Here is a 12,720-nt window from a genome sequence, read left to right on the forward strand (position 1 = left end):
AACAAGAGAGGAAGAGACAATGCAGGAAATTGATTTTTATCTGGTGGATGCCTTCAGCGACAAAACCTTTGGCGGCAACGCGGCAGCGGTCTGTCCTCTGGAAGAGTGGCTGCCGGACGAGACGCTGCTCAAAATGGCGCAGCAGCATAACCAGTCTGAAACCGCCTTTTTCGTCCGTACCGACGGTGGGTTTGAGCTGCGCTGGTTTACCACGCTGGATGAAATTAACCTGTGCGGCCATGCCACGCTTGCCGCATCGCACGTTATTTTCGAATACCTTGACTATCCGCACACTGAAATCACCTTCACCACGCGCTTCGTGGGCGAGCTGACGGTTAAACGCAGCGGCGACTGGCTGACGCTGAACTTCCCCGCGTGGTCAACAGAGGTGGTCGAGAACCCACCTGCGCTGTTGTTTAGCGGCCTGGGCATCACAGAGGCAAAAGAGGTGCGCGTTGGACGTGATTACCTGGTGGTGCTGGAGAGCCAGCAGCAGGTAGAAGCGTTAACGCCGGATATTGGGGCAATGCTTCCGCTGGATAAAATGATCTGCGTGACGGCGCCGGGCGATAAATATGACTTCGTCAGCCGCTTTTTCTGCCCGGGCGAAGGGGTGCCCGAAGATCCGGTTACCGGATCTGCCCACAGCATGCTGATCCCTTACTGGAGCGAAAAGCTGGGTAAAACGTCACTCAATGCCCGCCAGGTGTCACACCGTGGCGGGGATCTGCGCTGCGAGCTGAAGGGCGACCGCGTGCTGATCGGCGGTCAGGCCACCCTGTATCTGAAAGGGCGTGTTTTCCTGCGCTAGCCGAGTGAGGCGCCGCCGCATATCACCATCTCCTGTCCGGTGATGGCGGCGGCTTCATTGCTAAGTAAGAAATTCACCAACCCCGCCACCTCCTCTGGGGCGATCAGACGTCCGATTGGCGGACACCTCGGCGGCGAGGTTTCTCTCCCCGGTGCGCTGAGCATCGGCGTTTGGGTTGCCCCTGGCGCGACCACGTTAGCGGTGATCCCGCGCGGGGCCAGCTCCGCCGCCCAGCTTCTGACCATCCCTACCATTGCTGCTTTGGTGGAAACGTACTGCGATCGTCCTGCTGCACCGCGAGAGGTTCTGCTGCCAATCGCCACAAACCGTCCACCTGCGGCCATTGTGGGCGCAAAATGGTTAAACAACGCCTCACAGGCCCGGACGTGGAGTTGCCACAGTGAGGTGCTCACATCGCTTTCGAGCTGGCCCAGGGGCGCAGCGGCCATCATCCCTGCAGCATGGATCACCGCCTGGGGCGTCGCGATGGTTTGCAGGGCGCTGCACAGCGCAGCAGGATCGCTGATATCCACGCGCAGGCCCGTGAAGCCAGGGGCATTCAGCATCACTGCCCGGCGGCTGAGCCCGGTGACCTGCCAGCCTTCCGCCAGTAAACGCTTGACGATGGCCTCACCAATTCCGGAGCTGGCCCCGGTGACGACGGCGTGACGCATGTCAGACCTCCAGCATCGCTCGGGGAATTTTAAATACCGCTTTGCGAACGGTCAGCGGCGCCTCTGCGGCGCACAGCGCCTGGTGGGGTTCTCCCGGACAAAAGACCGCAAAGTCTCCTGCGGCAAGACGGATCCTCACGCTGTGTTCAGCAGGTGAAGTAATAAAGAGATCCGGTTTACGCTCTTCGTCCTCCGGCTTGCCAGTGGGGCGTGCGCCAGCATAAATATGTTCTTCTCCTGCCAGTACAACCTGAATATCGGCCCACTGGCGATGGTACTCCGTATGCCGATCTGCACGTGGCTGCGTCTGCGCCGGACCAATCTGGCAAAACCAGGTTGCATTTTCCGGCTGCCAGCGCCCGTCATCGCGTTCGCTGAGCGCCTGCAGCGTGCAGTCCGGACGGGATAGCAGGGCGTACAACGCCGACGGAAGCCCTGCCAGCGGCAGGGCGTTGAGATGACCGATAATCATATGGACTCCTTAACCCATTCCGGGGTCACCCGCACATATTTGATGGCCTGGCGGAAGTAGGTGTACGCGATATGAAGCGCGCCATCGGGCCCCTGTTTGATGCTGGGATAGGAGAATTCGCGGTTCAGCTTTTCCAGAGAGTTGTTGGTCATGCAGTAACCATCCCCCTCATCCAGATGACGCTGCCACGGCCAGCTTTTTCCGCCGTCAGGCGAAATGGCGACGGTCATCGGCGCCCGCGGTGCGCCCCAGAAGGCCGCCCGACCGTGGGTAACAACCGGCTCCTTGCGGTCATCACCATCGTCAATTTCATCGTATAACGAGGCGCGACGTTCCCGCGCCCCGGCGGCGCTCATGGGGTTAAAGACCAGCGCGAGTTCACCGCCCGCAAGCGTGGTCACCTGGATAGAGGAGTTGTTATTAGGGAGCTCCGTGGGCTCTGGTACGGACCAGCTTTCGCCGTTATCCGTTGACTGGCTGTAATAGATATTGTCTGCCCAGCGGCTGCGGAACAGGGCGACCAGTGTGCCGTTGAGCAGGCGGGTAATATTCATATGTACGCAGCCGAGGCTTTCCGGAACCTCAACATCGCGCCACGTTTTGCCGCCGTCCCCGGATATTTTTACCGCGCTGATATCGTCGTTTCCGACCCATTTCTCACCTGGTTGGGTACGGCAATAAAACACCGGGAGCAGCCAATTACCGTTATCCACCACGACAATCGGCTGACGGATAAACGTGCCCGGTTTATCGAGCAGGGTAGCGATCTCCCCCCAAGTTTTCCCCAGATCCCGGGACTGGCGATAGCGAACGATAGCCGTATCCTGATTACCTGAGATCTGCGCGGTCCACAGCAGCCACAGGACGTTGTCCGGGGCCAGGAACAGAACCGGGTTCTGTTCGGAACGCGTGGCATCGTCCGACAGTTTTACCGCATCACTCCACTGCTGGCTGCCCGGTGCCAGGCGTGACCCCCACACGGAGATATCGGCAATGCCTTCCTGGGTGCCGCCAAACCAGACGCACATCAGCGAGCCATCCGGCAGCGGCAGCAGATTCGCCGCGTGGTTTTGTGGGCAAGAGGAGGGCAGCATGACGGTTTGCACGTGCGCATCCTGTTGTGGTCGAACAATCCCGTCGCGGGTTACGGTTACAGACATATCAGACTCCATTATTTTGAGCGGGGGTTGGCGCTTTACCCTGCGCTTTTCCCGGAATGAGGCGATCGATCGCCATGATGACGGCAGGGGTCAGCAAGGCAATGTACATATTGTTGATGCCGAAAGGGTCGCCCAGCAGATACCAGACGGAGGTGACGACGCAGGCGCCAATCAGGCCCGCATTGGCACCGCGGGTGCTGCGGAAGAACGGCGCGTAAAACGCAATAACGGCCACCACGGAAATCGACAGGCGAATGGCGCGGGTAAAGAACGAGAGCTTCAGGACTTCAGGTACCAGCAGAACAAAAATCAGCGGCAGGAAACCAATCAGCAGGGAGATCCAGCGGGTGGCCTTAAACTCTTGATCGGGCGTTGGGTTGCGCATCGGCACGTAAAAGTCTTTTACCACCAGAGAGGCGATAGCCAGCGCCACGGTACTGACGCTGACGAAAATAGACGCCACCAGAGAGGTGGTGACCAGGCCGGCCAGCCACGGGTTCATGTCCTGCAGGAAAATCGGCATTGCATACAGGCTGTTAATTTCCGGGTGCAGGTATTTTGCCGCCACCCCAATCACCGCAATGGCCAGCGCAATCGGCAGGCAGAAGAAGAAGGCGACCCAGGTAGAGCGTTTGGCCGATTTCACGTCTTTGGTGGAGGAGATTGCCTGGATTACAAACTGGGTACAGAAGATAGAGCCGATGGTGCCGATGAGCCACGCGAAAATGGTCGACGCACCGATGTTACCGTCCCAGGTCCAGTAGAAGGCCGGCATGTTTTCAATCATTGGCGTAAAGCCGCCGGTTTTGGAGAGCGCAAAGCCCATGATAGCGAGGATACCAAAGTATTTCAGCGCGCTGTGCAGTACGGTCACCCAGGCTACCCCCTTCATGCCGCCAAAGGCGAAGTAGAAGGTACTGACGATGGCCGTAATGAAGGCGGCAACGGGCAGGTTGACTTTCAGTACGGTGGAAATAGCCGCTGCGCCGCTGACGTAATTCCCCACGTTAACCAGCAGCAGGGCGTAAATCATGATGACAGAGATAATGTTTTTGGTGCTGTTACCGTATTTTTCAGCAATCGCACCAGAGATAGTGATTTTCCCGGTGTTGTAGATGCGTTTTACCAGCAACAGGCCAAAGAGCGGGAAGCCAATCGCGGCCCCGATGACCGACCATGACGCGGCAAAGCCGTCTTCAAACGCCGCCTGTGCGGTGCCGATGGTGGATTTAGCGCCGATATACTCGGACATCAGCAGGATCCCGACAATAAATGCCGGCATTGCGCGGGAGCCTTCCATAAAATCGCCGGAATTTTTACTGCGGATCCGGAAGGTCAGCCAGGTGGTGAAAAGGATGTAAGCAATAACAATGCCCACAATGATTAGGGTATCTTCAGCGGTAAAATTATTCATCTTTGCCTCTCTTCAGGGCGAGTGAATCCTGGGCACCTCAGGTACCCGGTATTCTTATTGACGAAACCAACGCCGTTTAGTTAAGTGACGTTGTCACTATTCGGCGTATCTGTTGGCACTGCTGCTCGCTAAATGCCACGGCATATCGACTCTCACCGACGTCTTCCCCCATGATCTGCAGCGCTTTTTTGACTGCGGCAGGGGAAAACGCCACGTTGTAGAGCTCGGTGCGCAGTTGGGTGACGCTCTCCTGCGCAAGGCGGGAACCGTCAATATCCCCCGCGTTAAAGCGTGACCAGATAGCGTTGATGGCCGTCGGCGCCACGTTTGCCAGCCCGGAAATGCAGGCCGAACATCCGTCGACGAAGCCCTGGTGGATAAGCGAATCTGGGCCGTTGAGCACGTCGAATCCATCCATGTCTCTCACCGCATTAAGGAATCCAAGCAGGCTTTCATAGCTCCCGGCACTGTCTTTAATACCGACGATGTTGGGATGTTCGGCCAGCGCGCGGGCGGTAGCGGGTTCAATGGTATTGCCGGTACGCGCTGGAATGTTGTACAGAAATACCGGTACGGCTAGCGCGTCGGCGATAGCGGTGTAGTGCGCGACGAGTTCGGACTGTTTCAGTGGAACGAAGTAAGGGGTAATGACGGAAACGGCATCGACGCCCAGCGAGGCGATCTGTTTCCCCAGACGGATGGTTTCGCGGGTCGAAATTTCCCCAATGTGCGCCACGACCGGTGCGCGCCCGGCCACCGTTTCCACGCAGGTGCGGGTGACGGCGATTTTTTCTTCTTCGTTAAGCACGAAGAACTCGCCGTTTGTGCCGCCGCAGAAGATGCCGTTGCCAGCACTGAGTTGACGATCGATCTGTCGTTTCAGGCCCGACAGGTTCAGCGCGCCTTCCATGTCAAAGGGGGTTACAACGGCCGTTAGCACGCCCCTGATGTTGTTACGCATTACACACTCCTTGGCTATTAATGTTGGGGAAACAGTGTCCGGTAAATCGCCTGCACCTCGTCGTGATTAACCTGACAGGGTGCATTGTTCATGAGCCGCTTAACGTTAAGGGCCGCATCACTGAGGGAGGCGATATCTTCACGCGGTACGCCCAGTGTCTCCAGGTTATCCGGCAGGTTGAGTCTGCGAACCAGCGCGGCAAAGTACTCCACCAGCGCGTGGGATTTTTCTTCGTCTGACAGCGACGTATCCGCGCCGGGCACCAAATCCCAGACTTGCGCAAATTTCGTCACGCAGTGGGGACGAACCACGCGCATGCAGGGCGCCAGCAGAATCGCGTTGGCCACCCCGTGAGGCAGGTGATATTTGCCGCCGAGCGGGTAGGACAGGGCGTGAACCAGGTGCGTGCCAGCATGTGCAATGGCGACCCCGCCGTAGTAAGACGCCCACAGCATCTCCAGTTTCGCCAGCAGATTGCCCGGTTCGGCGCAGGCCGTTTCAATGTTGTTGAGCAGCTTAGACAGGCCCATCAGCGCGGCGTTATCGCTAACCGGATTAGCGACCGTTGAGGTGAAACACTCAATCAGATGGCACAGGGCATCAATCCCGGTGGATGAGGCAATGTGTGCGGGCATGCTGGTCGTCAGCTCCGGCAGCAGGGCGACATAATCGGGCAGCAGGACGGGGGAGATGATGCCCACTTTCGTGCTTTGCTCCGGTATGGCCAGAATGGCATTCGGCGTCGCTTCCGATCCGGTTCCTGCAGTGGCCGGGATCAGCAGTGACGCGATGCGTGCCACCGGTTTTATGCCCGCGAGCAGGTTGTCCAGCCCTGGAGAAAGCGGGTGACAAAGTACTGAAAGCAGTTTGGCTACATCCAGTACGCTACCGCCGCCGAGCCCTACGACCAGCCCAAACGTTCCCTTTAACGTCGAGAGCAGTTGGTTAACGTCGTGATGGGTGGGTTCAGGCGGGACATTGTCGATAATCGTGACGCCGCGCTGGTCCTCTTCGAGGATCGCGCGGATCTGCTTTGCTGCCTCCAGACGCGCAATATTGCCGTCCGTCACCAGCAGGATCTGCGTTTTATCAGTAAGTAATGGCCTGATGGCGGCGATGGCATTCGCCCCGCTAATCAGGGTGCTGTTGATCGTAACCACGCTTTTCTCCTGTCTCTGTATCTATGATTGATTTCGCTCAAGCAAGACGCTTCATGGTCATCGTGTGGCTAAATTTATAATTTATTCGCAAACTGATTAACTTGATCTTGCTCACATATAATCAATCATGATTGAATATAATCATTAACAGGAAAGACTAACCCGAAGTGGGGATGAAAGTGAGCAATGTGAACAGAGAGGTCGTGGTCGTCGCCGATGACTTTACCGGCGCAAATGATGCCGGTGTCAGCCTGGTGCTGTGCGGCAAAAAAGTCAGCGTGGCGTTTCATACACCGTTTACCCAGGCGAGCGATGTGCTGATCGTTAACACCGATTCCCGGGCGCTGAAGGCATCGGAGGCGGCCGAAAGGGTTGCCGCACTCGGGGCTGAAATCGCGGATGCCCGCTGGCTCATTAAAAAGATGGATTCCACGCTGCGTGGCAATGCAGGAGCCGAATCTCAGGTTCTTAAGGCATTAAGCGGCAGGCGGCAGGTGATCGTGGCGCCGGCATACCCGTCAGCAGGGCGGATCACGCGGTACGGCAGGTGTCTGGTAAACGGCGTTCCGGTGAATGAAACCGAATTTGCCAGCGATCCCAAAACGCCTGTCCCGTCTGCCGCTATTGCTGACCTGTTTACCGGGGTGAGCGCTAAAAGCGTGACCGTGAAAACGCTCACTGCCGAACTTGCCCGAGGAACGGAATGGCTCATCGTGGATGCGCACACCGATGAGGAGATGGACGCCATTATCGATGCCGCGTTGGCCTGCTCACAGACGCCGCTGCTGGTGGGCTCTGCCGGACTATGCGATGCGCTGGCCCGTCATCTGGCCCCGGTCCGGCGTAAACAACTGCTGGCCGTCGTCGGCTCGATGAGTGAGATCGCACAACGACAGATTGCACTGGCGGTAAGCCAGGCGGACGTCTCGTCGGTACTCATTGATGTGAATGACGCGCTGCGCGGAGACACGTCCCGGTATCTCGAACAGATTGCGCAGGTAATTCAGTCTGGCCATCACTGCATTGTGCATACCTGTGCGGGCCACGAGGCCCGGCATCAGGTCGAGCAACTCTGCCAGCAGTATCGCGTCACCCGCGCAGGCCTGGGCGAAAAAATTTGTACGTTTTTAGGCGAACTGACCCGACAGGTGCTGGCGGCGCAGACGCCTGACGCGCTGTACGTCTCCGGTGGCGACGTGGCGATGGCTGTCGCGAGGGCACTGGACGCTCGGGGGTTTGAGATTACCGGGTGCGTCGCACAGTGCGTGCCAGTCGGAAAATTTCTGGGTTGTGGCTGGCAGCAGCCGGTAATGACCAAAGCAGGGGGCTTCGGAAACGAAGAGACGCTGCTTGAGGTGTTGCATTTTATCGAGGAGAGACTGAGTGACTAAAATTATTGCTGTAACCATGGGTGACCCGGCTGGCATTGGCCCGGAAATCATCATCAAATCCCTCACCGAGGGTGAGTTGTCAGGGGCGCCTGTGGTGGTTGTGGGCTGCGCCAGAACGCTGCAGCGGGTGCTTGAGAAAGGAATCACCGGGCAGGCGGATATCCGCACTATCGACACGGTCAGCGGCGCGCGCTTTGCCGCTGGCGTGATTAACGTGCTTGATGAACCGCTGGCCGATCCTGATGCACTGAAGCCGGGTATCGTTCAGGCTGAGGCCGGGGATCTGGCTTATCGCTGCGTGAAGCGTGCTACCGAACTGGCGATGGCGGGTGAGGTGAAGGCGATTGCAACGGCTCCCCTGAATAAAGAGGCGCTGCACCTGGCCGGTCATCTCTATCCGGGTCATACCGAGCTGCTGGCGCATCTGACCGACAGCAAAGATTACGCCATGGTGCTGTATACGGACAAACTGAAGGTGATTCACATCACGACCCACATTGCGTTGCGCAAATTCCTTGATACGCTCAATCAGGATCGGGTAAAAACCGTGATTGGGATTGCGGATAGATTCCTGAAACGCGTCGGCTTTCAACAACCGCGCATTGCGGTTGCCGGCGTTAACCCGCATGCGGGTGAAAACGGCCTGTTTGGCGATGAAGAGATCAAGATTGTCGGCCCGGCTGTCGACGCGATGAAAGCGCAGGGGTTAAACGTCACCGGACCGTGTCCACCGGATACGGTATTTATGCAATGCCACGAAGGAATGTATGACATGGTCGTTGCGATGTATCACGATCAGGGGCATATTCCGCTAAAATTACTCGGCTTTTATGACGGGGTGAATATCACCGCTGGCTTGCCGTTTATCCGTACCTCTGCGGACCACGGTACCGCATTCGATATTGCCTGGACCGGCAAAGCGAAGTCTGAGAGCATGACGGTGTCTATCCAGTTGGCTATGCAAATTACACGGGAATGATATGAAGGGATATAACCGGTTAGAGCAGATAATGGATTACCTGAAAGGGCACAATCTGGTGACGGTGGATCAGCTGGTGGCAATTACCGATGCCTCTCCGGCGACGATCCGCAGGGATTTGATAAAGCTCGATCAGGAAGGTGTCATTAGCCGTACCCATGGCGGCGTTACCCTTAACCGGTTTATTCCTTCCCAGCCCACAACGCATGAAAAAATGCAGCGCAGTCTGGCAGAAAAACACGCCATCGCCAGCGCGGCGGCAAGCTTTGTTAAAGCGGGCGACGCCATTGTGCTCGATGCTGGCACCACGATGATTGAACTCGCTCGCCAACTTACGCATCTGCCGCTTCGCGTCATCACCAGCGACTTGCACATCGCGCTGTTTCTCTCGGAATTCCGTCAGATTGAAGTGACGATAATTGGCGGGCGTATTGATGATTCAAGTCAGTCCTGCATCGGTGAGCACGGGCGTCGCTTGCTGCAGAACGTGTGGCCAGACGTGGCTTTCGTTAGCTGTAACGGATGGGATATCACCCGCGGCATTACCTCACCAACGGAAGAGAAGGCTGCCTTAAAGCGGGATCTGATTGCCAATGCAAAACGTCGCGTGCTGCTGGCGGACAGTTCCAAGTACGGAGCCTGGTCGTTGTTTAACGTGGCGCATCTTAATACCCTGACGGATATCGTCACGGACAGCAGGCTGGACGAAGCGACACAGGCCGGGTTGAGGGCGTTAGATGTCCAGTTGACGCTGGCGTCATGACATAAGTTAATACTATGAAGCACCCTGGCAGGCCTGCGCTATGTTGAAATTTAGCCTCATAAAAAAGCAAGGAGCCTGCCATGTATTCCATTACCTCTGAATCTGCACGTCACCCGGACATTCTTAGCCTGATCGCGGCGCTTGACCGCTATCAGAGCGAACTCTATCCCGCTGAAAGTAATCATCTGCTCGATCTGGCTGCGCTGCCGGAAGCCTCGCTGATCCTGATGATCATTCGCGACCAGCAGCTTCAGGCCGTTGGCTGTGGCGCTATCGTGCTCAACGGCGACGGTACGGGCGAGATGAAGCGGGTCTATATTGACCCGGCCCATCGTGGCCAGCATCTGGGAGAGATGCTGCTGGCCGCCCTGGAAGATGAAGCTCTGAGCCGTCATTGCCATACGGTACGGCTGGAGACGGGCATCAAGCAGCATGCCGCGGTGCGTCTTTATGAACAGTGCGGATACGATTTGCGTCCGGCGTTTGCCCCGTACGTTGACGATCCGCTCAGCCTGTTTATGGAGAAGGCGCTGGTTGAAGACGTTCGTTTAGCAGCGCTATAAAGGCCTCCAGCTGGCGGGTCATCGCCCCGCGTCGCCACACCAGCCAGGTGGTGAGCCAGCGCCAGTTTTCTGCCAGCGGCCAGGCTTCCACCTGATGATGTCCAGGCATACTCTCCAGCATCGAGCGCGGCATCAGCGCGATGCCCGCGCCCGCAATAACGCAGGCGAGCATGCCGTGATAGGATTCCATCTCATGAATGCGACCGGGCGCGGCGCGGTCAGCGTGAAACCAGCTCTCCAGGTGTCGGCGATACGAGCAGTTGGCGCGAAAGGCATACACGTCGCTGCCGCTGACCTGCGCGGCGCGCGTCACCTCCACATGCCCGGCAGGCGTGACCAGCATCATCTCTTCCCGGTAGACCGGCATTCCTTCCAGCTCCGGGTGCGACAGCGGCCCGTCGACGAAGGCGGCGCTGAGGGTTCCCTCCAGTACGCCATCAATCATCGTCCCGGATGGCCCGGTCGAAAGGGCAAACTGAATGCGCGGATAGCGCTGGTTAAACTGTGCCAGCGTTTCCGGAATGCGCACGGCGGCGGTACTTTCCAGCGCGCCGAGGGCAAATAACCCCTGCGGCTCATCCCCCGCGACAACCATGCGCGCTTCATCTACCAGCGCGAGGATCTGCTTGCTGTAGCGCAGGAAGTTATGCCCGGCCGGGGATAAACGCAAACGCTGGTTCTCACGAATAAACAGCTCAACGCCCAGATCGGCTTCCAGCTGGCGGATGCGGGTCGTCAGGTTAGACGGCACGCGATGCACCTTTTGCGCCGCCTGGGTGATACTGCCCGTCAGCGCGACGGCGTTAAACATCTCAAGCTGGGTTAAATCCATAATGTTCTCGTTTCGTGAATAAGGTGGTTAGTATTATTCATTTTTAAGAAATAGCAGAGTGGGCCACAATTAATCAACCGAAAAACGTGGAGAACACCATGACTTATTCCTCTGCAACACATGCCTTCTCTGTCAACCCGGCCACGGGTGAAACCCTCGCCGCGTATCCGTGGGCGACGTCGGAACAGGTTGAACGCGCGATTTCTCAGTCCGACGCGGGCTATCGCCAGTGGCGTCGCGAAAGTGTCTCCCACCGGGCGCAAAAGCTGCGCGATCTTGGTGCCGCGCTGCGTCATCGCGCTGAAGAGATGGCGCAGACGATCTCCCGTGAAATGGGCAAACCCATTCAGCAGGCGCGGGCGGAAGTGGCGAAATCCGCCGGCCTGTGCGACTGGTACGCCGAGCACGGCCCAGCGATGCTGCATGCGGAACCCACGCAGGTGGAAAACCAGAACGCGGTTATTGAATACCGTCCGCTGGGGCCGATCCTCGCGGTAATGCCGTGGAACTTCCCGCTCTGGCAGGTGCTGCGCGGCGCGGTACCGATTCTGCTGGCAGGGAACAGCTATCTGCTCAAACACGCGCCCAACGTGCTCGGCTCGGCGGATCTTATCGCGCAGATTTTTGCGGATGCGGGTTTCCCTGAAGGCGTGTTCGGCTGGGTGAACGCCACCAACGACGGCGTCAGCCAGGCGATTAACGATCGTCGTATTGCGGCGGTGACCGTCACCGGCAGCGTGCGTGCCGGGGCAGCCATTGGTGCTCAGGCGGGGGCCGCGCTGAAGAAATGCGTTCTTGAACTGGGTGGCTCAGACCCGTTCATTGTTCTCAACGATGCCGACCTGGATCTTGCCGTGAAGGCGGCGGTAGCAGGCCGCTACCAGAATACCGGACAGGTGTGCGCGGCGGCAAAACGCTTCATTGTGGAGGAGGGCATTGCGGACACCTTTACCCAACGCTTTGTCGATGCGGTTGCGGCCCTGAAGCTGGGTGCGCCGGACCAGGAAGAAAACTATCTGGGCCCGATGGCGCGTTTTGATCTGCGCGATGAACTGCATCAGCAGGTGCAGGCGACGCTGGCAGAAGGGGCAACGTTGCTGCTGGGCGGTGAGAAAATCAGCGGCGAGGGGAATTATTATGCGCCAACCGTGCTGGCGAATGTCACCCCGTCGATGACGGCGTTCCGTCAGGAGCTGTTTGGTCCGGTCGCGGCCATTACGGTCGCGAAAGACGCGGAGCACGCCCTGATGCTGGCCAACGACAGCGATTTTGGTCTGTCAGCCACGGTCTTTACCGCCAGTGATGCGCTGGCAGAGACCTTCTCCCGCGAGCTGGAGTGCGGCGGGGTGTTTATCAACGGCTTTAGCGCCAGCGATGCGCGCGTAGCCTTTGGCGGCGTGAAGAAAAGCGGCTTTGGCCGCGAGCTTTCCCACTTTGGCTTGCACGAGTTCTGTAATGCGCAGACGGTGTGGAAGGATCGCGTGTAATCTTGAATATCGGCCCTCATCGCGAGGGCCGTTGTCACTATTCTGCAATGGTT

General features: G+C 58.0%; 13 protein-coding genes. 6 read left to right on the forward strand and 7 right to left on the reverse strand.

Features of this window, described 5'->3' with window-relative positions:
- Positions 1-19 precede the first annotated feature (19 nt).
- Entirely contained in the window at positions 20-811 is a 792-nt protein-coding gene (locus ACMWJS_RS04600) for a PhzF family phenazine biosynthesis protein (protein WP_024908451.1), read from the forward strand.
- Here ACMWJS_RS04600 and ACMWJS_RS04605 read toward each other — a convergent pair.
- The 6 genes from ACMWJS_RS04605 to ACMWJS_RS04630 all read right to left on the reverse strand — a co-directional run bounded on the left by ACMWJS_RS04605 (position 808) and on the right by ACMWJS_RS04630 (position 6,652).
- Entirely contained in the window at positions 808-1,485 is a 678-nt protein-coding gene (locus ACMWJS_RS04605) for an SDR family NAD(P)-dependent oxidoreductase (protein ID WP_414746691.1), read from the reverse strand. The genes ACMWJS_RS04600 and ACMWJS_RS04605 overlap by 4 nt on opposite strands.
- Position 1,486: 1 nt before the next feature.
- Complete coding sequence (locus tag ACMWJS_RS04610; RefSeq protein ID WP_167210614.1) at positions 1,487-1,957, reverse strand: YhcH/YjgK/YiaL family protein; 471 nt, start codon at positions 1,955-1,957, stop codon at positions 1,487-1,489.
- Positions 1,954-3,117 (reverse strand): sialidase family protein, encoded by a 1,164-nt coding sequence (locus tag ACMWJS_RS04615; protein ID WP_414746692.1) that lies wholly within the window; start codon positions 3,115-3,117, stop codon positions 1,954-1,956. Before ACMWJS_RS04615 ends, ACMWJS_RS04610 begins: the two co-directional genes overlap by 4 nt.
- A gap of 1 nt (position 3,118) precedes the next feature.
- Positions 3,119-4,531, reverse strand: a complete 1,413-nt coding sequence (locus ACMWJS_RS04620) for a sodium:solute symporter family protein (protein ID WP_032640176.1) — start codon at positions 4,529-4,531, stop codon at positions 3,119-3,121.
- Between the two features lie 76 nt (positions 4,532-4,607).
- Complete coding sequence (locus tag ACMWJS_RS04625; protein ID WP_414746693.1) at positions 4,608-5,492, reverse strand: dihydrodipicolinate synthase family protein; 885 nt, start codon at positions 5,490-5,492, stop codon at positions 4,608-4,610.
- A gap of 17 nt (positions 5,493-5,509) precedes the next feature.
- On the reverse strand, positions 5,510-6,652 hold the full coding sequence (locus ACMWJS_RS04630) for an iron-containing alcohol dehydrogenase (RefSeq protein ID WP_104948567.1): 1,143 nt from the start codon (positions 6,650-6,652) through the stop codon (positions 5,510-5,512).
- A 173-nt stretch (positions 6,653-6,825) separates the two neighbouring features.
- Here ACMWJS_RS04630 and dtnK point away from each other — a divergent pair, with 173 nt between their 5' ends.
- The 4 genes from dtnK (at position 6,826) to ACMWJS_RS04650 (ending at position 10,348) form a co-directional block, all read left to right on the forward strand.
- Positions 6,826-8,043 (forward strand): D-threonate kinase, encoded by a 1,218-nt coding sequence (gene dtnK, locus ACMWJS_RS04635; protein WP_414746694.1) that lies wholly within the window; start codon positions 6,826-6,828, stop codon positions 8,041-8,043.
- Entirely contained in the window at positions 8,036-9,022 is a 987-nt protein-coding gene (locus ACMWJS_RS04640; RefSeq protein ID WP_063621615.1) for a D-threonate 4-phosphate dehydrogenase, read from the forward strand. Before dtnK ends, ACMWJS_RS04640 begins: the two co-directional genes overlap by 8 nt.
- Before the next feature lies 1 nt (position 9,023).
- Positions 9,024-9,785, forward strand: coding sequence for a DeoR/GlpR family DNA-binding transcription regulator (locus ACMWJS_RS04645; protein ID WP_023311787.1), 762 nt, complete (start codon positions 9,024-9,026; stop codon positions 9,783-9,785).
- Between the two features lie 80 nt (positions 9,786-9,865).
- Positions 9,866-10,348, forward strand: a complete 483-nt coding sequence (locus ACMWJS_RS04650) for a GNAT family N-acetyltransferase (RefSeq protein ID WP_048030483.1) — start codon at positions 9,866-9,868, stop codon at positions 10,346-10,348.
- On the opposite strand, the gene ptrR is transcribed toward ACMWJS_RS04650, so the two are convergent.
- The gene (gene ptrR / locus ACMWJS_RS04655; protein ID WP_032674777.1) at positions 10,302-11,180 is read right to left on the reverse strand and encodes a putrescine utilization regulator PtrR; all 879 of its coding nucleotides are present in this window, start codon (positions 11,178-11,180) and stop codon (positions 10,302-10,304) included. The two genes, ACMWJS_RS04650 and ptrR, sit on opposite strands and share 47 nt — an antisense overlap.
- Positions 11,181-11,278: 98 nt before the next feature.
- Between ptrR and sad the strand changes: the two genes are divergently transcribed.
- Positions 11,279-12,667: a succinate-semialdehyde dehydrogenase gene (gene sad, locus ACMWJS_RS04660; RefSeq protein ID WP_414746695.1), complete on the forward strand. Its 1,389-nt coding sequence runs from the start codon at positions 11,279-11,281 to the stop codon at positions 12,665-12,667.
- Positions 12,668-12,720 lie beyond the last annotated feature (53 nt).

This window comes from Enterobacter sp. HK-058-C-ECC (assembly GCF_047531125.1).
GTDB lineage: Bacteria > Pseudomonadota > Gammaproteobacteria > Enterobacterales > Enterobacteriaceae > Enterobacter > Enterobacter quasiroggenkampii.